Origin of the sequence: Halobacillus sp. HZG1, from assembly GCF_035818575.1 — a bacterium.
Lineage (GTDB): Bacteria > Bacillota > Bacilli > Bacillales > Halobacillaceae > Halobacillus > Halobacillus litoralis.
The window spans coordinates 1-22,447 of record NZ_JAYLVQ010000034.1 but is presented as its reverse complement, the minus strand read 5'-3'; the positions used below and the strand labels follow the sequence as shown (position 1 = coordinate 22,447).

The following is a 22,447-nucleotide window of genomic DNA, read 5'->3' as shown; positions in this document are numbered from 1 at the left end:
ATTCCCCTCCGCCCCTTAACCAAGTATGGTTCTCGAAACCACTACTTAAAAATCAGCTTGTATGGATATGAGAAGTGAATGATTTAAACTCTATCTCATTGACGTTTAGCATACGCAAATGCTTGATAGAACGCACTATTTGCCCGCATAGGGGAGAAGATTTGGAACCTTATTTATGAATAAAGGTGTTCGAATGATCCACTTCCCTCAGCCATTCAAGCTGACCCTTTAGAAGTGGTTTCGAGACACTTATATGGTCAAGGGGCGGAGGGAAACGGTGAGACTCCCATGGGACATGTGGGACAGGTGAGACCCCGGAAGGCGTAGCCTGAGGAGGCTCACCGCCCGCCCCATGGAAAGCGAACCATTTCCCGGAGCCCCTAGAATCACACAAAAATCTCGAAACTGAGTCTTCAACTAAAGGGAGCTTTTGTTGCATATGAATGAGAGGTATATAAAAGAAGGAATAAAAAAATCCGCTCCTGGGCGGATTTTTTTTTATTCGTTTTTTAATCGCTCGAACAACTCATCATGCCAATCATATGCATGCTTGGACAATGTTTCCGGTCCCGCTTTTGTTGGTGATGACTCTACAACGATATTTTTGTGATGATCTGAAAGGTGCTCATAGGAGGCACGCATTTCTGTTGTGTATTCCATATACTTCTTTAAATGATATAAAAAATCTTCGACTTCACTTACAGCCATTTGTATCATCCTCCTCTCCTTGTCCATTCCTTATTTTTCAAGAAATGAAACCTCGGAAAGGGTTTACGGGCGCCTTCGTCTGCGCTGGTTCCATGGACTGCCTGTCGGCTGGCCGAGCATACTTGGTTGAGAAGAAGTTTGGAGGGAATACGCAGGCTTTTTCGGCTGCTTCCAATTCAAGTAATGATAAAGCGTTCGTTTGGCTCTCGACAGTGATAATTTGGGTTTCGGGTTCCGGTAGGACTGGTCGACTTTTCCTAAATGCTCCAAATCTTGAAAGTCTTTCTTTGTTGCAGGAACATGGAAATAGTAACCACCAACTTCAATGAGGAGGGTCGAGTGCTGCTGGCTGAATTTCGGATGGTCGGAGAAATGGAGTCCGACCTTTTTGGCGCGGTTTTCATTTAGGAGTTTGTCAATTGTATGTTTCTTAATGTCATACAGATGCCTCGGTTCGGGCGCTGTTTTGGCATGTCGATTGACGATGAATAGGGATTCGGCTATTTCACGGTTGGATATTTGATTGTCTTTCATCTATGATCTCCTTTCCATCCAAGTATAGCTCTCTTTTTGTTTATTTACAACATTTTACAATATTAGGATTCGTTTTTATATCTTTTTAAATCTTCGACGATTTTTTCGACAGATTCGGCTTTTGTTCCACTGTAAGTCTCTGCGATGTTTCCATCAGGATCGACGAGGAAAAAGCTTGTTCCATGGGCGACCTGATTGGAATCTTCCATTTTTTTGACGGGTGACTGGAATGATTTGATCGACCATTCTTTCACTTCCTTAAAGGAATAACCTGTAAGAAAGTCCCACTGCTCGTAATTCGGTTGATAGTTCTCGGCAAAAGAAAGCAGTTCATCCTGGGTGTCATTTTCAGGATCTACACTTACCGAGACGAGCTGAACGTCTAAATTCTCCTGTTCCAACTGAGCTTGGAGTCTGGACATATTTCCTGTCATCGGAGGACAGACGGTTTCACAATTGGTGAAAATGAAATCCGCGACCCAGTATTCTCCGGCATAGGCTTGTGGTACGGATATCTCTTCCCCGTTTTGATTGACGGCTGATAATTCTCCGACGTCCTTTGACGCACAGGCCACCGTAATGGATAGAAGGAAAATGATGCTCATCCATAATCTTAGTTTCATAAGAGCCTCCAACTTTCTAAATGTCTTTAGTTTATCACTCCAAAGGAAAAAGGACAGACATGTTTTCCATCTGTCACAGAAATGTAAGAGTTCTACTGGTTTCATTGCGTTGATATTAAATGAAACACTGAAAATTCAGGGCGGCACATGAAGCGGTAAGGAAGTCTGGTCGTGCCGATGCCTCGGCTTACATATAGGTTAAAATCGTTCACTAATGGATAGTGACCTTCAACGAAATGTTCAGCAAAAGGGGGTGTGACAAGATAGCCTAGAAAAGGGACTTGTACCTGCCCACCGTGACTGTGACCCGACAATTGGACATCTACAGGATAGTGTTGGTATTCAAGCGCCACATCCGGCTCATGGACCATTAATAAGGTGAACGAATCATCAGGAACATTTTCAAGTGTTCGTTCTAAGTCAGGCTGACCGAGCATGACGTCGTCGACACCGGCAAGCGTGAAGGAGGCGGATCCGTTTTTAATGAGGGTATGTTCGTTTTGTAAAAGTTGAAAACCGCTCTGTTCCATAACCTCACGAATTTTTTCTGTTCCATAGCCGCCATGATCATGATTTCCATAGATCCAATACTTTCCGTGCTTCGCTTCCAGTTTCTTCAGTATTTGAATCAGGCGTGGTGGAAAAGAGTAGGTGTGTGGTTCGTCTACGAGATCTCCTGTAAATAAAATGAGGTCCGCTTGCTCTTTATTAATTTTTTCAACAAGGCGCTCTAAATCATCCAATTCATAATGAAAGCCGACATGCGTGTCCGAAAACTGGAGGACTTTGAAATTATGAAAATGACGGGGGATTTTCCCGTGCTCGATTTCGTGCCTGCGGATGGCGAGCATATTCGGTTCCATGTAACGGGCATACGTATAGCCGAACGCATTGAGGCCGATCAAAGCTGCAGCACCTGCTAATGTACGTTTAATGAAGGTTCTTCTCGTTATTTTCATGACGTCTCTCCTCTGAATTCTTCCGCCATTATAACATGCGTGACGGAAAGATAACGTCGAATTTTTATACTTTCTTTTGAAAATGAACAGGTATTCAGTTTGTTCTTGTTGAATTACATAAGTAGTCAAGAAGAGGAGGTTTGTACATATGGAAAATCAAGTCGTTATCGTTACCGGTGGTTCCAGTGGAATGGGACTGCATATGGCAGAAAGGTTTGTACAGGAAGGGGCGAAGGTCGCGATTACCGGTCGGAATGTGGAAAGGCTGGAAGAAGCGAAGAAGCAGATCGCCGCAGGAAAGGAAGATCATGTCCTAACCGTGCAGATGGACGTCCGTGAAGTCGAAGATACCGAGCGGATGGTCAAAGAAACCGTGGAGGCTTTCGGGAGGATCGATCATCTCGTCAATAACGCTGCGGGCAATTTCATTGCACCTGCAGAAGAGTTGTCTCCGAACGGATGGAATTCCGTCATCAACATTGTTTTGAATGGCACCTTTTACTGCAGTCAGGCCGTTGGAAAGTATTGGATTGAAAATGAAATCAAAGGATCGATTCTGAATATCGTAGCCACCTACGCCTGGAATGCCGGGGCTGGTGTCATCCATTCCGCTTCTGCTAAGTCTGGCGTGCTTACAATGACACGTACACTCGCAGTGGAATGGGGAACAAAATACGGCATCCGTGCGAATGCCATCGCTCCCGGACCAATCGAACGGACGGGTGGAGCAGAGAAACTGTTTCAATCGGAAAAAGCGGCGCAGCGTACGCTTGCTTCCGTACCTCTCGGCCGTTTAGGAAAGCCGGAGGAAATCGCAGGACTTGCGAAATTCATTCTTTCTGAAGAAGGATCTTATATGAACGGTGAAGTCGTCACCCTTGATGGAGGACAATGGCTGAACAAATTTCCTTTTTAAAAAAGGGGAGAGCGCGCATGGAAAAGAAATGTTTCTTTTGTAAAAAGACGTACAAATTAGACCGCTCTGATCCACAATATATGAAAATTAGTAAAAACCCTCAAGCGTCCTATGTGTGCAAGTCTTGTAATCAATCGATGCAGAAAGACGCGCAGACAAGCACCGGACTCAATCCGGATATGATCGATTCTCACGATAAGTTTTTGAGATAGACCGCCCTGGTCTTTTGAAATGGGTTCCTGCCGCAGACTCTATATGCATAGGCAGGAACCTTTTTATGAGGAGATATACTTTCATCTTTTGTTTACTTCATTCGCAGCCCGAATGGCAGATTCGATGGCACCTTCCACCCATCCATGGAACGTGGAAGTATGTTCACCTGCGAAATGGATTCGTCCTTCTGGTGTATAAAGCCGGTCGGCAAAGTCAGTCGCCTGGTTTGGTGCAAACAAGGTGAAACATCCGGCTGAGAATTCATTTTGGCTCCAACTGTACGAAGCCCCTTTCGTGAACTCCTCGTACACTCTTTTTCCGAAAACTTTTGATAACCCATAGAGAGCTTCATTAATCCTTTCTCTCTCAGGCAAACTGTTCCACAAATTTGCATTGGCACCCCAACTATAGCTTCCAAGCATCACCTGACGGCCTGGGCTGGGCGAGTAGGTGTACCTTAAAGGAATATCAGTTAAGACATTCGCAATCTTCAACTCTTCCCAAAACCTTGATTTGAATTCAAGTCCTATTTTTACAGATGAAACGTAGGACAACTCCTTGATTGCTTTCCACTTCTCAAAAGAAATGGAATCGTAAGGAATGATATCAATGAACTGCATGACGGAATAGGGGACGGTGACAATCACATAATCTCCTTTGAAATTTTCGTATTCATACGTGTTCCGGTTGATAGCGACGACTCTGACTCCATCGTTTTCCTGAAAGATTTGCTGCACTTTCCTTTTGTATAGGATGTGGGGACTTAAATCAGGGAGGAACGCTTCAGGAAGCAAATCATTTCCTCCCCTAATTTCATAGAATTTTAGATCTGGATTAAACACGGTCCGGACAATATCCAACAAGATATCGACAAAGGAAAGTTCAGGAAAACCTTCAATTCCCAACAAGACTTTGACCTTTCTTATCGCTCCTTCAGATAAGGAAACCCCTAAAGGATTAAAGCGGAGAAATCCTTCAAATGAATACCGGTCAAACTTTCTTCTTAAGCGTTCTTTTTCTGCGGGGGAGGCGCTCTCATATAAATCGAGGTAAGGCTGAACAGCGAGCGAGAGCAATTCTTTCGCCGTTTTTCCTTGCTCTTCAGGCGCTAGTGGAAATTTAAGAACATTGGGGTTTTGGGTGTATGTCGTACTTGTGCTCTGGACACCATTGACGAAATAGAGGTCATTCTCGTTATTGAATTCATTGATGGGTAAATCGAACTTGCGAATGTAAGCGAAGATCAGCTCATGGATGTTCGGAAATCGCATAGCGCCGACATCCAGGTACTGCCCTTCTGAAAAAGGTTTCCTTAACGTGTAGATTCTTCCACCGACCCGATCACTGCCTTCAATGATCTTTACCGTATGGCCCGCTTGTTTCAGTAGGGAAGCACAAACTAATCCGGCCATGCCGGCACCGACAATGACCACTTTTTTGGGCGGCCCATTCAAAACAGGCAATCCATCCTGAATAATAGAAAGCATGTCTTTGGGATAACTTAATTCTCCGTAACTGTGAATATCTACGCGTTTGCTCATTCCAACCTCCCCCTCATCGTATATCTTACGATGGTGGAAGGAAGGAAATGCCAGATTGTGAAATCTCTTATCATCCTGTGTGTGGAGTTGGAATGCGTAAGTGAAAGGCTTGTATTTTTGATTAGGATGTGAAAGGAATAAGGGGCGATTCACTACTTGTATTGAAAGTCTCACAAAAGTTACTGGGAAAATTCCCGTGGAGAAAATTCATGCAGTTGTGCTGACTTTAAGAAGGGAGGGATTCTTACATAGAAAGTATTGGTGGGATTTTACACGAAGCAGCTAATAGAAGAACTTAAGGTAGGCGTACCTGTTCAGAAAAGTATATAATTGATTGGTTTAAGGGTAGAGGTTCTATTAGTGGATAAGAACGGATGAGGAAAAATCCTTCATCCGTTCTTATTTTTTCTTTTACATTTCTTCTTTAATTCCTTTTCTCACCAATAGCCAGTTTGCCGGGTAACTAGTAAGGAAGCCGAGGATCATGGCGATCTGCATCATGAACCAATAGGTAGCTTCATTAGGCTTGGGCGGCTCCTGGAAAAGGACGAAGTGGACGATAGCCATCCACCCGAACATCCCCACTTCAAAAGCGATCAATGATAAGGAGTCGGCCTTAATGGCAGCCCAGACGGCGCCTTTTTTTCCGAGATCTTCATTCATTGGGTAGATCGCATAAAACTGAAAAAGGATGCCGAATAAGTAAGCCAGGACAAATTCAACCGTGTAATGGGCAAACAGCGTGGACCCCGCAATCATCATACCCGTCAAAGCGACAATGGGTACACCGACCGCATCCCCGAGGGTGCAGCCTGCTGAACAGTGGCTCGTAGAGACGAACACTTTGGCGGGTCTGCCGCGGTGGTCCTCTTTATCATTATCCTTACTTTTCAAGCGCCCCCACTTAGAGTAAGTCCATAAGGCTAATGGGCCCATGAACCATCCATTAATTGGCCAGACAACATTCATGATCTTCATCATTTGCGGGTGTCGCAGGACATCGATGGTAATAATAAGAGAACATAAAAGTCCAATCGCAAGAGCGATTACAGAAATCGTAGACAACATTCCAATCACCTCTGTACTTTTTTACGTTTAAATATCTATACCCTCAGGTAGTAAATAAATAAACGCGAAAAATATTTAGGATTGATAAGCTTAATTTGTTGACTACTATACCCATACCCGGTATATAATATTAACAAAAGGAGGCGGTGGATATGTCAGAGAGTATTCTCCCCGAAGACAGCGGTAAACAGCCGGCAAAGCCGAGAACAGAAGATGAAAAGGTAGCCGTGTTGAATCGTTTGAAACGAATCGAAGGCCAGGTTCGCGGCATTCAGAAAATGGTGGAAGATGATCGTTACTGTGTAGACATTCTGGTACAGATATCAGCGATTAATAACGCTTTGAATAAAGTCGGATACAACTTGCTGGAGCGTCATACTCATCATTGCGTCAAAGATGCTATTCAAAAAGGCAATGGCGATGAAGCGATTGATGAATTGATGAAAGTCGTCCAACAGTTTTCGAAATAAGGGGGTGTAAAGATGGCTGATCAGAAGCAGATGAATATAGGAGTCACTGGAATGACCTGTTCTGCCTGCTCCACCCGGATTGAAAAAGTACTTAACAAAATGGATGGAGTGGAAGCCAACGTCAACCTTGCGATGGAAAAGGCGAATGTACACTATGATGATTCAAAAGTACAGCCGGAGGATATCGAAGCCAAGATCGAAAAACTTGGCTATGGCGTTCAGAAAGAACGTGTAGAGCTGGACATTCAAGGGATGACCTGTTCTGCCTGTTCTACAAGGATTCAGAAAGTATTGTCCAAAACAAGTGGGGTAAGTGAAGCGAACATTAACTTAGCGACAGAAGCGGGGGTTATTGAATACAACCCCAACACCCTGACCGTCGATGACATTATTGGGAAAGTAGAGAAGCTCGGCTACCATGCGGTGACGAAGCAGAACCGGGAAGATCAAAAAGAGCAGAAGGAAGAGGAAATCCAAGCGAAAAAACGGAAGCTTTGGATATCGGCCCTTTTATCTTTCCCTCTCCTTTACACGATGGTCGGTCACCTCCCATGGGATATTGGTCTTCCTGTGCCCATGTGGCTGATGAATCCTTGGTTCCAATTCCTACTTGCCACACCTGTCCAATTTTATATCGGCGGCCAGTTTTATAAAGGAGCTTACCGGGCGCTTTCTAATAAAAGTGCCAACATGGATGTCCTTGTTGCGCTTGGAACTTCGGCCGCCTATTTTTACAGTTTGGTTGAAGCGATCCGCTGGCAGTTGAATCCATCGATCACGCCTGAACTTTATTTTGAAACGAGTGCCGTCCTGATCACCCTCATCCTCGTAGGGAAACTTTTTGAAGCACTCGCTAAAGGCCGGACGACAGCTGCCCTGACGAAATTGTTAAATCTTCAGGCGAAAGAAGCGACTGTCATTCGCGAAGGAAAAGAAGAAAAAGTTCCTGTTGATGAGGTACAGGTCGGCGATGACATCCTCGTCAAACCAGGGGAGAAAATCCCTGTCGACGGTACGGTTGTCAACGGCATTACCTCTGTTGATGAATCGATGATCACAGGAGAATCGATCCCTGTCGATAAACAAGAAGGCGAACCTGTCATTGGCTCAACGATCAACAAAAATGGAACGATTACAATGAAAGCGGAAAAGGTAGGAAAAGATACGGCTCTATCCGGCATCGTTAAAATTGTAGAAGAGGCGCAAGGATCGAAAGCGCCGATTCAAAGAACTGCCGATCAGATATCCGGCATTTTCGTCCCGATTGTCGTCGGTATTGCATTCTTGACATTCCTTGTGTGGTTCTTGATCGTCTCTCCAGGAGAGTGGCCACCTGCCTTGGAAGCTGCCATTGCCGTGCTGGTCATTGCCTGCCCATGTGCGCTTGGTCTGGCTACACCGACTTCAATCATGGTCGGTACAGGCAAAGGAGCTGAACAGGGGATTTTGTTCAAGGGTGGGGAATATCTCGAAGGCACCCACCGCTTGACGACGATTTTGTTAGACAAAACAGGTACGGTCACCAAAGGGAAGCCGGAAGTGACCGACTTTGTAGCCTTTGAAGAGAAGGAAAAGTTACTGCCTCTCGTCGTGGCTGCAGAAAAATCTTCTGAGCACCCATTGGCAGAAGCCATTGTCCAATACGGAGAAGACCAGGGTGTGACTAAGCCAGCCGCCGTGGAGTTTGAAGCGATTCCAGGCCATGGAATTAAAGCCGTCGTGGATGACGACCGGGTCTATATTGGAACAAGAAAATTAATGCAGCGTGAAAACATCGATTATGGTATGTATGAAGAGCCCTTGGTTACACTGGAACAACAAGGGAAAACCGCAATGTTCATCGCTGTTGAAGGTGAATTGAAAGGCTACATTGCTGTCGCAGATACAGTCAAGGAAACCTCCAGACAAGCGATTGCCGATTTGAAAAATATTGGTCTGAGCGTTTATATGGTCACAGGAGACAATAAACGTACGGCCGATGCGATTGCTAAAGAAGTCGGAATTGATGGAGTCTTTGCGGAGGTTCTTCCTGAGCAGAAGGCTGAAAAAGTGAAAGAACTGCAGAAACAGGGAGAAAAGGTTGCCATGGTTGGAGACGGGATCAATGATGCTCCTTCCCTCGCTACGGCTGATATCGGAATCGCAATCGGGACTGGATCGGATGTTGCGATTGAAACAGCAGATATTACCCTTGTCGGTGGAGACCTTGCTCATTTGAGTCAGGCCATCCGATTGAGCAGAAAGACGATGCGCAACATCCGTCAAAATCTTTTCTGGGCGCTTGCCTATAACTCTGCAGGTATTCCAGTCGCTGCCATCGGGCTTCTTGCACCATGGGTAGCCGGGGCAGCTATGGCCTTCAGTTCTGTAAGTGTCGTGACGAACTCATTAAGATTGAAGCGGGCTAAAATATAGGCTTTATTGCAAACCAAAGCAGGAAATCCTGCAAAAAATGAAAGGGTGTTGAAAATGGAAACAACATTGAAAGTAGAAGGAATGACATGCGGACACTGCAAGAGTGCCGTTGAAGGAGCTTTGAAAGAAGTGGATGGCGTAAGTGATGTCGACGTCGATCTTGAAACGGGAAATGTAAAAGTATCTCATTCAGAAACCGCTAATAAAGTGGAAATGAGAGAAGCCGTCGAAGAACAGGGCTATGACGTGGTATAGCACATACAACCCCCAGGTATAAAGTCTGCCTGGGGGTATTTTTAAAAAGAGGTGAGCGGACATGGGAAACGTTAAAAAAGCAGCACTGAGTTTACTTTTAGCTTCCACTCTTCTTAGTGCCTGCAGTCAGGAAGTGGAAGAGGAAGCTGCAGGTTCTAAGGATAGCAAAGAAAATAAGGTAGAGAATCGGGAATACTTACAATCCTTTCAAGGAAACCTCGGCCATGTCCACGGCCTTGGTGTGATGGAAGAAGGATTTGCATTTGCGGCACACACAGGAATCAAGATTTATCAGCAGGGGGAATGGAAAGAAGCGGTTTATCATCCTCATGATTACATGGGCTTCCAGGTGAGAGAGGACGGATTCCTTTCTTCCGGACACCCGATCCCTTCCAGTGATCTTGAGAATCCACTGGGTCTTCAAAAAGGTAAAGTTTCAGAAGAGAGTTTAGAAGCTCTAGCTTTTAATGGAGAAAGTGATTTTCACGTGATGGGAGCAGGATTTGCCAATGAGACGGTTTATGTGTTTAATGAGCAGCCGAATTCTCAGCTGGATCAAGGATTTTACAGGAGTACAGATCTTGGTGCCACATGGGAGTCTATTTTGGCAGAGGGTATCGAGGGCGGTGTTTTCCAAATGGCCGTCCATCCTACGAATGGTGAGACCGTCGCTATTGCTACAGATTCCGGAGTGTTTCTTAGCGAAAATGGGGGACAGAGCTTTGAAAAGATTTCTGAGTCTGGACAAGCTGGCGGCTTGTACTTTAACGAAGACGAATTGTATTATGGGTTATACAACGGCGAAGCCACGATGACCTCTTATTTAATCGGTGAATCCGGCACCTCGAATGTTCCACTTCCAGACATGAAAGAGGATGCGGTTATGTATTTTACAGAAACGGACAACAAAATGGCCATTTACACTTTTAATGGTTCCGCCTTTGTCTCTGAAGATGGGGGAGAGAACTGGAAGAAGATTGTAGAAGAAGGGGAAACCGTTTCGTAAGAATAGAACTCCAATGGGAAGCCATTGGAGTTTTTTTATTGCTTGTAGGAAGGTCAAAACGAGGGTTTCTGCAAAAAAAGACTCGCAGGAGGGACCTGCGAGTCTTGAATCAGCCGATAATATAGAAGAAAATCGAGAAAAAGTGTAGGATCGATCCGCCGAGCACGAACAAATGCCAGACCATGTGATGATATTTAAAGCTTCGCCAGACGTAGAAAATCGATCCGATGGAATACATCACGCCCCCGACGACGAGATACGTGATCCCTGCTGCAGGGACTTCCGCTGTCAATGGACCCCAGGCAAGAACAATCAACCAGCCCATCAGTACATAGAATACTGTGGACATCACGACAAACCTTTTGACGAAAAACACCTTGAAAATGATTCCAAGAATGGCCATTCCCCAAACGATGCCGAATAATGTCCATCCGAGCGTGCTTCGTAACGGGACGAGCATGATCGGTGTGTATGTTCCGGCAATAAAGAGATAGATGGCGGAATGGTCGAAGATCTCAAACAAATCCTTGGCACGGCCCGGTGGAAAACTGTGGACGAGGGTGGACGATACGTACAAGATGAGCATCGTGACCCCGTAGATCGTCACACTGGTGATATGCCAGGCATTACCGCCGATACTTGCGAACACGATGAGCAGGACGAGCATCGCGATGCTTAAGATGGCGCCGATGCCATGCGTGATGGCATTCGCGATTTCTTCACGCTTTGTAAAAGTGTGTGTGAGCAAATTTTTTCAACTCCAATGTAGTGAACTGTCTTCATTATACGACGGTTTCCTTTTTTTATAAAGACTGGACGCTTAAACAGGTTTATCCAGAATAGAAATGAGGGTACTAGATAGTCGGAAGAATGCTAGAGAGAGAATTGTCGGATATTGCGTTCGTGCTTTGGGAGAAATTGTGTTAGAATATGTAATGGTCTTAAGAGCGTCTCTTTCTGCTCCTTCAATGTTCAGGAAAAAGAGGAGTGAACAAGAACATGGTTAGTTTAGAAAAAGAAGCATTGAGGATCCCACTCGTTTCAGAACTTATGATTCCAGCTGAGAAAGTAGCACATGTGCAAATTGGTAACCCGCTTGAACATGCGCTTTTGGTTTTAGTGAAGTCTGGTTATTCTGCGGTGCCTGTACTGGATCCTACCTTTAAATTTCAAGGGGTCATCAGCAAAACAAAAATCTTGGAAGAAACGTTGGGAATTGAACAATTTGAATTAAACCGATTATCTGAAATGACAGTCAGTGAAGTGATGGATGATGAAGTGCCTTGTTTACAGCTTAGTGACAATATGATTGATGCGATGCACAAGCTTATTGACTATCCTTTTGTCTGTGTGACGAACCCTCAGGGTGAATTCGATGGGATTGTGACACGTCGGACAATCCTTAAACAATTCAGCAAGCACTATCATGAAACCTTTAAACATACAATGGTAGAAGCAGGTAAATAAAACGATTATGATAGAATAGATGGCATCTGAGATGTCATCTATTTTTGTATTGAAGGTGAATGTACATATGAAGAACGATAAACAAAATCGGGGGCTGGTGCTCGCATCGATCATGCTTGCCATGTTCCTCGCCGCCATTGAAGCGACCATCGTTTCAACGGCGATGCCAAGTATCGTAGCAGATCTTGGAGGGTTCAGCTTATACAGCTGGGTGTTTTCTGCCTATCTGCTAACGAATGCAGCGACCGTCCTGCTTTTCGGACGATTAGCAGATGTCTTCGGTCGGAAACCGATCTTCATGCTCGGAATCAGCCTGTTTCTATGCGGGGCTGTTCTTTGCGCTCTTGCTCCTTCTATGAATGTTCTGATTGGAGCAAGACTCGTTCAGGGGCTCGGAGCTGGAGCTCTGATGCCGATCGCGACAACGATTGTCGGTGATATTTATACAAAAGAAGAGCGCGCAAAGATCCAGGGGTATTTATCGAGCGTCTGGGGCATATCAGCGGTAACAGGACCTGCGCTGGGTGGCTTCTTTGTGGATTTTCTCTCCTGGCCGTATGTGTTCTGGATGAACGTCCCGCTCGGCCTCCTTGCCCTTTTCGGAATTCTCTTTTTCTTTAAGGAAGAGGTTTCTAAAGAAAAGAGGAATGTGGATGTGGCCGGTTCTATGTGGGTGGTACTCACGGTTAGTACATTGATGATCATCCTTGTAGAAGGCGGGGTAGGAATTGAGTGGAAGTCCTGGGCGATGTTCTCCATGATTGTCGTTGCGTCGATTGGAGCACTGGCGTTTTTATTTCATGAAAGAAAAACGGATGATCCGATGATGCCGATGGATTTATGGCACATCCGGTCCATCCGCTATGCCAACCTCACCTCACTTACGACAGGAATGATCCTTATCGGGGTGAGCAGCTATTTACCAGCCTTCGTACAGGGAGTGATGGAACAATCGGCGACCGTTGCCGGCTTTACGTTGACAACAATGTCGATCGGGTGGCCGATCGCAGCAACCGTCGCGGGGCGCTTGATCTTGAAAATCGGCTTTCGCCCAACCTCGATCCTTGGTGGAGTATCACTCATCGTCGGAGGGGTCATCTTCTCCCTGCTCAGTCCGGAGAAAGGTCCCTGGTTTGCCGCCATGGGATCGTTATTCATCGGGATTGGCATGGGGTTATCTTCGACCTCTTTTATCGTATCGATTCAGAACAGTGTCGATTGGAAAAAACGTGGCATTGCGACAGCCACCAATATGTTCATGCGTACGATTGGGAGTGCTGTGGGAGCGGCTTTGCTTGGAGGAATCTTGAACAGTCAGGTGGCGGATGCGATTGAGAATTCAAGTCTTCCTGATTCTTTCAGTGTTGATTCAGCCAATTCGCTGCTTAGAGAGGAAACGAGGGAGCAGTTGAGCGAGGAAGCTCTTCTTGTTTTGCAGGATGGCCTGACTTCAGGGTTACACTTCGTCTATATGGGATTGCTCATACTTGCGGTCATTAGTTTTCTACTAATTCTCAGAATTCCAAAAAAAGAAGATTGAAAAAGTCATGGACCCTTTGATAAAGTAAAGGATGAAAGATACATAAAGGAGGAATTACTCATGAAACAAATGGACGCAAATGAAATCATTTCATTCATTTCAAATAGTGAAAAATCAACACCTGTCAAAGTTTACTTGAAAGGTGAAAATTTAGAAAACATCGAATTTGGTGAACAAGTACAGGATTTCATCACAGGCCAATCTGGTGTTATCTTCGGAGAATGGAAAGTGATCCAGCCGATTCTCGAAAAATATGAAAACGAAATCGAAGACTATGTGCTTGAAAACGACCGTCGTAATTCGGCTATTCCTTTGCTTGACTTGAAAAAAGTCAATGCCCGCATTGAACCGGGTGCTGTCATTCGTGACCAGGTTGAAATCGGAGACGGAGCGGTGATCATGCTCGGAGCGATGATCAACATCGGTTCTGTCGTCGGTGAAGGAACGATGATCGATATGAACGTTGTCCTTGGCGGCCGTGCAACGGTCGGAAAGAACTGCCATATCGGAGCAGGCGCAGTCCTTGCAGGAGTCATCGAGCCACCTTCCGCAAAGCCGGTTGTGATTGAGGATGGTGTCGTCATCGGTGCGAACGCTGTCGTTCTTGAAGGGGTAACCGTCGGTGAAGGAGCAGTCGTAGCTGCTGGAGCGATTGTAACAGAAGATGTTCCAGCCAACACTCTTGTTGCCGGAACACCTGCGAAACAGATCAAAAAAATCGACGATCAGACGAAGTCGAAGACTGAAATCATGCAGGCCCTTCGTAAACTGGATAACTAATTTTCTCAACACAACAATAGAAGGAAGGGCCTTGCTCCTGGAGCAGGGCCTTTCGTATAGGGAGGGATTTTTTTGAATCAGGAAACATTGAGTGAAATCCGGAGAGAGCTGCATCAGATTCCTGAACTCGGCTTTAGAGAATACAAAACCCAGCAGTATTTATTGGATTATATCAACAAGCTGCCTCAAAAAGCTTTGACGATCGAAACGTGGCGTACAGGAATTTTTGTGCGGGTCAAAGGGAAAGTTGGCAAAAAAACGATTGGCTACCGTGCTGATATCGATGGACTTCCCCTGACGGAAGAGACAGGATATGAGTTCCAATCGACCCATGATGGACGTATGCATGCCTGTGGTCATGATTTTCACATGACCATCGCGCTTGGAGCTTTGACGAGGCTTGCTGAAGATCCGGCCGATGATGATATCATCTTCCTATTTCAACCCGCAGAAGAAGGTCCGGGCGGGGCCGAACCGATGCTGCAATCGGAAGCCATGGAAAGGTACCGGCCTGACGTGATCTTCGGATTGCACGTAGCGCCGGATCTTCCGGTCGGTTCTGTTTCTTCCAAGCCAGGATTATTGTTTGCGAATACGAGTGAACTGTTCATCGATTTCAAAGGTGTAGGAGGGCACGCTGCCTTTCCTCATTTGACTCATGATATGGTCGTCACAGCCAGTTCATTCGTTTCCCACTTGCAGCAAATCGTCGCACGCCGAGTCGATCCATTGGATAGTGCAGTGATCACAATCGGAAAAATTGAAGCGGGAACGGTACAGAATATAATTGCACAGGCTGCCCGCTTAGAAGGCACAATCCGGACTTTGTCTCCAGAAGCGATGCAAAAGGTTAAAGGGGAGATCGAGAAGGTAGCCCGCGGTTTTGAGATCGCTAATGACTGTGGCATCCACATCGATTACGGAGCCAATTATCACCAGGTGTTCAACGATGCGGAGCAAGTGCATCGGTTTGAGAAGCTGGTGAAAGAGACGGAATATCAGTACAAGGAAGCCAACATGGCGATGACCGGTGAAGATTTCGGCTATATGGTTAAAGAGATTCCAGGGTTCATGTTCTGGCTTGGTGTGGATTCTAAAGCAGGCCTCCATCAATCAACGTTGAAACCTAAGGAAGAAGCACTCTTGGTAGGCGTCCATATCGTTGAAAAAACCCTGCGTGAACTTTAAAGCGCGCATAGGTTGGCCATTCCAGTGAACAATAGAGGATAGATGAGAGAAGGAGGAGGATTCCTCCTTCTTTTTTATAAGGAGTGGCCTTGATGGAAATAACGATTAAATTGACAGCCGTAGCCATTTTGATTCTGCTCACCGCTTTTTTTGTAGCGAGTGAATTTGCCATTGTAAAGGTTAGAAAAACAAGACTGGAAGCAAAGGCAGCGGAAGGACATAAGAAAGCGGAGAATGCCATTCGTGTCGTCAGCGATCTTGATTATTATCTTAGTGCATGTCAATTGGGCATCACCATTACTGCACTTGGTCTTGGTTGGTTAGGTGAGCCCACACTGGAAGTTTTGTTGAGACCTTTGTTTGATCAGATTGATTTACCCGAAGGCCTCACCCATACCCTTTCATTTGTCATCGCCTTTTTTGTCATCACCTTTTTACATGTGGTCCTAGGAGAGCTTGCACCTAAAACGATGGCGATCCAGAAGGCAGAAAGTATCACCCTGCTTTTATCGCGACCGCTCATGCTATACAGCAAATTGATGTATCCGCTCATTTGGCTGTTGAACGGATCTGCCAATATCTTTGTGCGCATGCTCGGTTTTCAGACCGCTCGGGAATCGGATGAAGTCCATTCAGAAGAAGAATTGAGACACATCCTTACGAAAAGCTATCAAAAAGGGGAGATCAACCGCTCCGAGTACACGTATGTCGATCGTATCTTTGAATTCGATAATCGAACAGCGAAAGAAATCATGATTCCGCGTACAGAAATGGCCGTCCTCGATGCCAGACAGTCGGTGACGAATGCTGTAAGGGAAGTGAAGCATAACCGCTATACCCGGTATCCGGTCATTGAAAAAAGCAAAGATGAAATCATCGGCATCATTCATATGAAAGAACTGCTCTACGATGATGCAGAAAATCAGAGTACGCTCCGTCCGTTTTTACGCCCGGTCATGAAAGTCTTTGAAAATATCCCCATCCACGATCTGCTTGTCAAAATGCAGAAAGACCACACGCATATGGCCGTACTTATTGATGAGTATGGAGGGACATCCGGCATTGTGACGGTGGAAGATATCCTTGAGGAAATTGTCGGGGAAATAAGGGATGAATTCGATGCAGAAGAAGAACGGGATATTAAGCGGCTGAAAAACGGACACTTTCTGATCGAAGGGAAGACGGCCATCCAGGACATCAATGATTTCTTTGATATCCAATTGGATCATATGGATATTGATACGATTTCAGGATGGATGTACACGAAAGACTTTGAAGCAAAAGAGGGAACCATCGTCGAAGGGGAAGGGTATCGATTTAAGATCGTTGATTTAGTGAAAGGGCAGATTAAGAAAGTGGAAATGTGGAAAGAAGAATCAAAATAACCCGACCTCTCAAGGTCGGGTTATTTTTTTATTTAGGATTCTTTTTGAACAAATACTTGGTGTGGGAATGGAATTTCAATATCCGCAGCATCCAAGGCTTCTTTCATGGCTTTTCTCATATCACGTTCAACGGCCCATTGTTCCATATTTTCCGTTTTACCAAGAATGCGAATCACGACATCGGATGACCCAAGACTCTGAACACCTAGCACGTTTGGACCTTCCACAAAACGCTCGTCCTCTGCGAATTGATCGGCGACTTTCTGAAGGACAGCCAGCGCTTCATCGATATTTTCATCATAACCGATGCCAATGTCCACAAGGGCTCTCATGTTGCCGCGGGAATGGTTGGCGACACCGACGATGTTGCGGTTCGGTACAAAGTTCAATGTCCCATCAAAGCTGCGGATCTTCGTCGTACGAATACCCACTTCTTCTACCACTCCGTCATATCCACCGGCTGTGACGTAATCATCCACCTCAATCTGGCGTTCAATCAGCAGGAAAAACCCAGTTACGATATCAGAAACAAGCCCCTGGGCTCCGAAGCCGATCGCTAAACCAAGGATTCCTGCTCCAGCTAGCAACGGCCCGATTTCAATATTCACGGCACTGAGAAGCATCATCACCAGAATAAAAAGCAACGTATAAGAAAACAGGTTCACAGAAATCTTCTGTAACGTCTTATTTCTTCCTTCTGCAATATTGCGCTGCTGACTCATGCGATTGATCGCTGCCTCAATCGCTTTCGTACCTACAGGTTTGATAATCGCAAAGGCAATCAGAATGACCGCGATTTTCAGTCCTCCTGTGATCAGCCATTCAATCAGTACATCAAAATTAAAACTTAATCCTTCTTCAAATAAGTTCATGAATAAACTCCTTTCCATCTTCCGGTCTCCTCTAATAGAATATCGGAATCCGACATTAAAATTCAACGTTTTACAATTAAAGACACGAAATTTTTCTTGGGATACCAAAGCAGAAAAGAGTTTATAGGTAAGGTGCATAGGAAGGATGAAGGTATAGAAGGTGATCCATTTCCATAAGAATGGAAGAGTTGTGAATTAGTATGGAAAAATGAGGGGAATCCATCGCTTTCCCAGATCAAAATCCTTTCACTTACTGATAAAAGTGTGAAAGAGGCCGATAAAAGTCAAGAAGTCACTGATAAACGTGTGAAAGTCACCGATAAAAGCTTAAAACCCCCGGATAAATGATTGGAGTCGGCCGTCAAAAAGGAGACCTATAAGCCTTGTCTGTTAGTTGTTTAATCTGCTTCTTAAAAAAACAGGTTCGATGATATCATCAAGCGGCTGACCTATCGTTCTTGTGGTAATTTTGAGTCTTACACCATCCTGTAGTTTTATTCAATACATCCCGTTCTACAACTTTAGAAGGAGGGAAAATCATCCCCTAGATAGAAAATTTTAAAAATTATTGCAAATGGGTAGATATTTATTTCGGAACCCGATATATTTAATATTACGTTAAAAAATAAGAAGGAGGGAAACCTTTGGATACGTTTAAAAAACTAAAGGCCTTTTACTGGCCGTATCGGAAATATTTCTTTTGGTCCTTGTTTTCATTATTCTTCGTGACCATCATTACTGTCGTCTATCCAATCGTGTTGAAGGTGACCATCGATGATGTCGTTCTCGCTGAAGAGTACAGTCTCATTCCTTATATATGTACCGCATTTATCGCACTCATGATCATCAAAGGGTTCGCTACATATTACCATCAGTATTTAGGGGACTTCTTCGGAATCCGTTCCGTATTTACGATGCGTGACGAGTTGTACAAAAAGCTGCAGCGTCTTCCTTTCCGCTATTATGACAATGCGAAGACAGGGGATTTGATGTCGAGACTTACGGCAGATGTGGAAGGATTCCGTTTCTTCCTTTCCTTTGGATTTTCGGAACTTATCCGCATCTTCCTTTTGATTGTGATCAGCTTGAGCGTGATGTTTTATTTCTCCGTACCCCTCGCCCTTGTCACAATGGCCGCCATGCCGTTTTTAGCCCTTGTGGTGTACCGGTTCGATCGTAAAGTCCACCCGGCCTTCCGGAAGATTCGGAAATCCTTCGGGAAGCTGAATACAAGAGTGCAGGAAAATATCAGCGGGATGAATACGGTTAAATCTCTTTCGAGAGAGGAGTTTGAGATCGGACGGTTTTCGAACAGAAGTGAAGATTACCGTACCAAGTTCATTACAACATCCAACATATGGGCCCGCTACTTCCCATTGATGGAGTTTATCGGCAACGTATCCGTTGTAGCTCTGCTGGCTTACGGGGGCTCCATGGTTATGAACAATACGATGCAGTTAGGTGAACTGGTCGCCTTCTTTAGTCTTGTCTGGTATATCCTTGGTCCTTTGATGAACTTAGGTTTCGTCATTAACCTTTTCTCACAGGCGAAAGCTTCTGGGGAACGGTTGCTGGAAATTTTAGAGGCAGAAGAAGAAATTAGTGAGAAGGATACAGCGATTCATCAAGATCGTTTACAAGGTCATGTGACATTCAATGATGTCACCCTCACGTACGTTGAAGATGACGATTCTGCATTGAAGGATATAAGTTTTGATGCACCTCCTGGCAAAACGATCGGACTGATCGGAGCTACGGGATCAGGAAAAACGAGTATCACTCAATTGATCACCCGTTTTTACGAACCGGAAAAAGGGGAAGTTCTCGTCGATGGGCGCCCGGTCCAGGAGTATGGCTTGAAAAGTCTGCGCAAGAATATCGGCTTTGTCTTACAGGAGTCTTTCCTTTTCTCAACGACCATTAAAGAAAACATCGCTTATGGAAATCCCGACGCGACGATTGAAGATGTCATCGATGCCGCCAAGAGGGCCCAGGCTCATGAGTTTATCATGGAGATGCCTGAAGGCTATGACACCCTTTTAGGGGAGCGTGGCATGGGTCTTTCCGGAGGTCAAAAGCAACGGATTGCCATAGCCCGGGCAATTCTTATTGATCCAGCGATCCTCGTGTTGGATGATGCAACGTCTGCTGTTGATATGGAAACAGAGTTCAAGATTCAAAAAGCGTTGCAGGAAGTGATGAGAGGTCGGACGACATTCATCATTGCCCACCGTATTTCTTCATTGAAACATGCCGATGAAATCATCGTACTTGAAGACGGTGCCGTCAAGGAACGTGGCGTGCATGAAGACCTTCTTACAAATGGAGGACCTTATCAACGAATTTACGATATTCAATATCAGGACAAAGAGAAAATTTTAAAGACATCTAATATTTCATAAAAGGAGGGAGACCATGGCTCGCAAACCCAAGCATGAACCAGAAACGAGCACCCATTTGAATCGATTTAAATATACGCAGGACCAGGCGATTGAGAAGCCGTTCAACTGGGCTCAAATGTGGCGGCTGCTCAAGTACTTGAAGCCCTATGCCAAAACATTGCTGCCTGTTGCGATCATTGCGATGCTCGTATCCACGATCGTGAGACTGGTCGTTCCCGTTTTAATTGGTCAAGTAGCCATCAACATGGCGATTGCTGATGGGAACACCAATCTATTGATCCAACTTGTGGTTGGAATTGCCATCATGTATTTACTCAGCTATATCGGCAATGCACTTAGAATTAAATATGTGAACATTCTCGGTCAGAATGTGATCTATGACTTGAGGCAGCATTTATTTTCCCACGTCCAACGACTTTCGCATAAGTTTTTTGACTCAAGGTCCGCAGGTTCCATCCTCGTCCGGATCATGAACGACATTAACTCCCTGCAGGAATTGTTCACGAATGGGATCATCAACCTGCTGATGGACGTGGTCATGTTGACAGGAATTGTCGTCATTCTTTTAGTCTTCAGTCCTAAACTTGCCCTGGCAATTCTAGTCATTCTGCCGATCATGTTCTATATCTCGACGAAGCTGCGTCGTAACATTCGCCGCTCCTGGCAGAATGTACGGATTCAACAATCAAGGCTGAATTCACATTTGAATGAGAGCCTCCAGGGGATTCGCATAACTCAATCTTTTTCTCAGGAAAAAGAAAACATAGAGTACTTTAATGGTGTGAATACCGATAACTTCGAATCCTGGAACACAGCATCAAGGAAAAGTGCCATGTTCCGTCCATTTGTTGAAATGAGCAATGCGGTTGGAACGGTTATCCTAGTCGCGTATGGTGCTCACTTAATCCTGGAGTCCAGTATCCTGGTAGGGGACTTCGTCATGTTCGCTTTCTTTCTTGGTATGTTCTGGGAGCCGATTTCCCGTTTAGGACAGATGTATAACCAGCTCCTGATGGCTATGGCTGCTTCTGAGAGGATTTTTGAATTCCTGGATGAGGAACCAAACGTGGAGGAGAAGAAAGATGCCATTGAGCTGAAAGACATGAGGGGCCATATTGAATTTGATCATGTCCAATTCGCCTACGATTCTAAACGCATCGCCCTTCACGACATCAACCTCGAAATGAAGGAAGGGGAGACCGTCGCTCTTGTCGGTCATACAGGGTCCGGAAAGTCGACAATCGCGAACTTAATCAGTCGTTTCTACGATCCGACCAAGGGAGCAGTCAAAATCGATGGGGTCGACCTGAAGAATGCTACGATTGATAGTGTCCGTCAACAGATTAGTGTGGTTCTGCAGGATACGTTCATCTTCTCAGGTACTATTATGGAAAACATCCGTTTCGGACGCCCGGATGCTTCTGATGAAGATGTCATGGAAGCGGCAAAAGTGGTTGGAGCAGATGATTTTATCCAGCGTCTTAATAACGGTTATGAAACAGAAGTCGAAGAGCGGGGAAATATCCTTTCTGCCGGTGAGCGACAGCTCCTGTCGTTTGCCCGTGCGCTGCTTGCCAACCCAAGAATTCTCATTTTGGATGAAGCAACGGCAAGTATCGATACGGAAACCGAACTTAAGATTCAGCAGGCGCTTCGCAAACTGCTGAAAGGACGAACAGCAATCATGATTGCCCACCGCTTGTCCACGATACGAGAAGCAGACAACATTTTCGTCCTTGAAAATGGACGCATCCTGGAACAAGGTTCACATGATGAACTGATGGATCAGGAAGGTGAGTACTACGACCTTGTAAAAGCCCAATTCCAAATGCTTGATGCTATATAATACTTCAAAAAGACACCGGTTAGCGGTGTCTTTTTTTGTTCAACTAAATGGCAGGATTGTGGAAGACTCAGTTTCGAGATGTTTTGGGGCTTCGTTTGCCATATTTGGAGTCAGGGGTGGCTGGGAAGCTACTCGCTTTCCTGTGGGGGAGTGCCGAGCTTCCTCGGGCTACGCCCTGCGGGATCTCGCCGATCTCCTTTCTCCCACGGGAGTCTCGCAGCTTCCCAGCCACCCCATACGATAAAAGTGAGAAACGAAC

General features: G+C 45.3%; 21 protein-coding genes. 13 read left to right on the top strand and 8 right to left on the bottom strand.

Annotated elements, in window-relative coordinates; translation table 11 throughout:
- Positions 1-498 precede the first annotated feature (498 nt).
- The 4 genes from VKA52_RS04725 to VKA52_RS04710 form a co-directional block, all read right to left on the bottom strand.
- Positions 499-708 carry a hypothetical protein gene (locus VKA52_RS04725; RefSeq protein WP_206945927.1) on the bottom strand — a complete coding sequence of 70 codons (210 nt, stop codon included), beginning with the start codon at positions 706-708 and terminating at the stop codon, positions 499-501.
- Between the two features lie 63 nt (positions 709-771).
- Positions 772-1,242: a YkyB family protein gene (locus VKA52_RS04720; RefSeq protein WP_160912869.1), complete on the bottom strand. Its 471-nt coding sequence runs from the start codon at positions 1,240-1,242 to the stop codon at positions 772-774.
- Positions 1,243-1,304: 62 nt separating this feature from the next.
- Positions 1,305-1,865: an SCO family protein gene (locus tag VKA52_RS04715; RefSeq protein WP_326314368.1), complete on the bottom strand. Its 561-nt coding sequence runs from the start codon at positions 1,863-1,865 to the stop codon at positions 1,305-1,307.
- Positions 1,866-1,966: 101 nt separating this feature from the next.
- Positions 1,967-2,824, bottom strand: coding sequence for a metallophosphoesterase (locus VKA52_RS04710; RefSeq protein ID WP_326314367.1), 858 nt, complete (start codon positions 2,822-2,824; stop codon positions 1,967-1,969).
- A 148-nt stretch (positions 2,825-2,972) separates the two neighbouring features.
- Here VKA52_RS04710 and fadH point away from each other — a divergent pair, with 148 nt between their 5' ends.
- Together fadH and VKA52_RS04700 are read left to right on the top strand one after the other, a co-directional pair.
- Positions 2,973-3,740, top strand: coding sequence for a 2,4-dienoyl-CoA reductase (gene fadH, locus VKA52_RS04705; protein ID WP_160912875.1), 768 nt, complete (start codon positions 2,973-2,975; stop codon positions 3,738-3,740).
- Positions 3,741-3,757: 17 nt separating this feature from the next.
- Positions 3,758-3,952 (top strand): DUF2197 domain-containing protein, encoded by a 195-nt coding sequence (locus VKA52_RS04700; protein WP_206944910.1) that lies wholly within the window; start codon positions 3,758-3,760, stop codon positions 3,950-3,952.
- Positions 3,953-4,033: 81 nt separating this feature from the next.
- Here the strand turns inward: VKA52_RS04700 and VKA52_RS04695 are convergent, their stop codons facing one another.
- A complete protein-coding gene (locus VKA52_RS04695; RefSeq protein ID WP_326314366.1) occupies positions 4,034-5,494 on the bottom strand; it encodes a flavin monoamine oxidase family protein in 1,461 nt (486 codons plus the stop codon).
- 411 nt (positions 5,495-5,905) lie between these two features.
- Entirely contained in the window at positions 5,906-6,562 is a 657-nt protein-coding gene (locus tag VKA52_RS04690) for a DUF4396 domain-containing protein (RefSeq protein ID WP_326314364.1), read from the bottom strand.
- Between the two features lie 152 nt (positions 6,563-6,714).
- On the opposite strand from VKA52_RS04690, the gene VKA52_RS04685 reads away from it, so the two are divergent.
- The 4 genes from VKA52_RS04685 (at position 6,715) to VKA52_RS04670 (ending at position 10,708) form a co-directional block, all read left to right on the top strand.
- On the top strand, positions 6,715-7,032 hold the full coding sequence (locus VKA52_RS04685) for a metal-sensing transcriptional repressor (RefSeq protein WP_160912883.1): 318 nt from the start codon (positions 6,715-6,717) through the stop codon (positions 7,030-7,032).
- 12 nt (positions 7,033-7,044) lie between these two features.
- A complete protein-coding gene (locus VKA52_RS04680) occupies positions 7,045-9,447 on the top strand; it encodes a heavy metal translocating P-type ATPase (protein ID WP_326314363.1) in 2,403 nt (800 codons plus the stop codon).
- A 54-nt stretch (positions 9,448-9,501) separates the two neighbouring features.
- The gene (locus VKA52_RS04675) at positions 9,502-9,702 is read left to right on the top strand and encodes a copper ion binding protein (protein WP_326314362.1); all 201 of its coding nucleotides are present in this window, start codon (positions 9,502-9,504) and stop codon (positions 9,700-9,702) included.
- Between the two features lie 61 nt (positions 9,703-9,763).
- Entirely contained in the window at positions 9,764-10,708 is a 945-nt protein-coding gene (locus VKA52_RS04670; RefSeq protein ID WP_326314360.1) for a F510_1955 family glycosylhydrolase, read from the top strand.
- Between the two features lie 109 nt (positions 10,709-10,817).
- Here VKA52_RS04670 and trhA read toward each other — a convergent pair whose 3' ends face one another.
- Positions 10,818-11,456, bottom strand: coding sequence for a PAQR family membrane homeostasis protein TrhA (gene trhA / locus VKA52_RS04665; protein ID WP_206944917.1), 639 nt, complete (start codon positions 11,454-11,456; stop codon positions 10,818-10,820).
- 251 nt (positions 11,457-11,707) lie between these two features.
- Between trhA and cbpB the strand changes: the two genes are divergently transcribed.
- The 5 genes from cbpB (at position 11,708) to VKA52_RS04640 (ending at position 17,068) form a co-directional block, all read left to right on the top strand.
- Positions 11,708-12,175 carry a cyclic-di-AMP-binding protein CbpB gene (cbpB, locus tag VKA52_RS04660; protein ID WP_160912893.1) on the top strand — a complete coding sequence of 156 codons (468 nt, stop codon included), beginning with the start codon at positions 11,708-11,710 and terminating at the stop codon, positions 12,173-12,175.
- 67 nt (positions 12,176-12,242) lie between these two features.
- On the top strand, positions 12,243-13,715 hold the full coding sequence (locus tag VKA52_RS04655) for an MDR family MFS transporter (protein ID WP_326314359.1): 1,473 nt from the start codon (positions 12,243-12,245) through the stop codon (positions 13,713-13,715).
- A gap of 60 nt (positions 13,716-13,775) precedes the next feature.
- Positions 13,776-14,495: a 2,3,4,5-tetrahydropyridine-2,6-dicarboxylate N-acetyltransferase gene (gene dapD, locus VKA52_RS04650; protein WP_326314357.1), complete on the top strand. Its 720-nt coding sequence runs from the start codon at positions 13,776-13,778 to the stop codon at positions 14,493-14,495.
- A 72-nt stretch (positions 14,496-14,567) separates the two neighbouring features.
- Positions 14,568-15,683 carry an N-acetyldiaminopimelate deacetylase gene (locus tag VKA52_RS04645; RefSeq protein ID WP_326314356.1) on the top strand — a complete coding sequence of 372 codons (1,116 nt, stop codon included), beginning with the start codon at positions 14,568-14,570 and terminating at the stop codon, positions 15,681-15,683.
- Positions 15,684-15,775: 92 nt separating this feature from the next.
- Positions 15,776-17,068: a hemolysin family protein gene (locus VKA52_RS04640; RefSeq protein WP_326314355.1), complete on the top strand. Its 1,293-nt coding sequence runs from the start codon at positions 15,776-15,778 to the stop codon at positions 17,066-17,068.
- Between the two features lie 32 nt (positions 17,069-17,100).
- On the opposite strand, the gene VKA52_RS04635 is transcribed toward VKA52_RS04640, so the two are convergent.
- Complete coding sequence (locus VKA52_RS04635; RefSeq protein WP_160912902.1) at positions 17,101-17,940, bottom strand: mechanosensitive ion channel family protein; 840 nt, start codon at positions 17,938-17,940, stop codon at positions 17,101-17,103.
- Positions 17,941-18,584: 644 nt separating this feature from the next.
- Here VKA52_RS04635 and VKA52_RS04630 point away from each other — a divergent pair.
- Together VKA52_RS04630 and VKA52_RS04625 are read left to right on the top strand one after the other, a co-directional pair.
- Positions 18,585-20,342, top strand: a complete 1,758-nt coding sequence (locus tag VKA52_RS04630; protein ID WP_160912904.1) for an ABC transporter ATP-binding protein — start codon at positions 18,585-18,587, stop codon at positions 20,340-20,342.
- A gap of 13 nt (positions 20,343-20,355) precedes the next feature.
- Positions 20,356-22,188 (top strand): ABC transporter ATP-binding protein, encoded by a 1,833-nt coding sequence (locus VKA52_RS04625; RefSeq protein ID WP_160912906.1) that lies wholly within the window; start codon positions 20,356-20,358, stop codon positions 22,186-22,188.
- Positions 22,189-22,447: the final 259 nt, after the last annotated feature.

What these genes read in the sequence shown, in the direction of transcription:
- VKA52_RS04725 (WP_206945927.1), bottom strand. Translation starts at nt 708, where the DNA reads ATGGCTGTAAGTGAAGTCGAAGATTTTTTATATCATTTAAAGAAGTAT.
- VKA52_RS04720 (WP_160912869.1), bottom strand. Translation starts at nt 1,242, where the DNA reads ATGAAAGACAATCAAATATCCAACCGTGAAATAGCCGAATCCCTATTC.
- VKA52_RS04715 (WP_326314368.1), bottom strand. Translation starts at nt 1,865, where the DNA reads ATGAAACTAAGATTATGGATGAGCATCATTTTCCTTCTATCCATTACG.
- VKA52_RS04710 (WP_326314367.1), bottom strand. Translation starts at nt 2,824, where the DNA reads ATGAAAATAACGAGAAGAACCTTCATTAAACGTACATTAGCAGGTGCT.
- fadH (WP_160912875.1), top strand. Translation starts at nt 2,973, where the DNA reads ATGGAAAATCAAGTCGTTATCGTTACCGGTGGTTCCAGTGGAATGGGA.
- VKA52_RS04700 (WP_206944910.1), top strand. Translation starts at nt 3,758, where the DNA reads ATGGAAAAGAAATGTTTCTTTTGTAAAAAGACGTACAAATTAGACCGC.
- VKA52_RS04695 (WP_326314366.1), bottom strand. Translation starts at nt 5,494, where the DNA reads ATGAGCAAACGCGTAGATATTCACAGTTACGGAGAATTAAGTTATCCC.
- VKA52_RS04690 (WP_326314364.1), bottom strand. Translation starts at nt 6,562, where the DNA reads ATGTTGTCTACGATTTCTGTAATCGCTCTTGCGATTGGACTTTTATGT.
- VKA52_RS04685 (WP_160912883.1), top strand. Translation starts at nt 6,715, where the DNA reads ATGTCAGAGAGTATTCTCCCCGAAGACAGCGGTAAACAGCCGGCAAAG.
- VKA52_RS04680 (WP_326314363.1), top strand. Translation starts at nt 7,045, where the DNA reads ATGGCTGATCAGAAGCAGATGAATATAGGAGTCACTGGAATGACCTGT.
- VKA52_RS04675 (WP_326314362.1), top strand. Translation starts at nt 9,502, where the DNA reads ATGGAAACAACATTGAAAGTAGAAGGAATGACATGCGGACACTGCAAG.
- VKA52_RS04670 (WP_326314360.1), top strand. Translation starts at nt 9,764, where the DNA reads ATGGGAAACGTTAAAAAAGCAGCACTGAGTTTACTTTTAGCTTCCACT.
- cbpB (WP_160912893.1), top strand. Translation starts at nt 11,708, where the DNA reads ATGGTTAGTTTAGAAAAAGAAGCATTGAGGATCCCACTCGTTTCAGAA.
- VKA52_RS04655 (WP_326314359.1), top strand. Translation starts at nt 12,243, where the DNA reads ATGAAGAACGATAAACAAAATCGGGGGCTGGTGCTCGCATCGATCATG.
- dapD (WP_326314357.1), top strand. Translation starts at nt 13,776, where the DNA reads ATGAAACAAATGGACGCAAATGAAATCATTTCATTCATTTCAAATAGT.
- VKA52_RS04640 (WP_326314355.1), top strand. Translation starts at nt 15,776, where the DNA reads ATGGAAATAACGATTAAATTGACAGCCGTAGCCATTTTGATTCTGCTC.
- VKA52_RS04635 (WP_160912902.1), bottom strand. Translation starts at nt 17,940, where the DNA reads ATGAACTTATTTGAAGAAGGATTAAGTTTTAATTTTGATGTACTGATT.
- VKA52_RS04625 (WP_160912906.1), top strand. Translation starts at nt 20,356, where the DNA reads ATGGCTCGCAAACCCAAGCATGAACCAGAAACGAGCACCCATTTGAAT.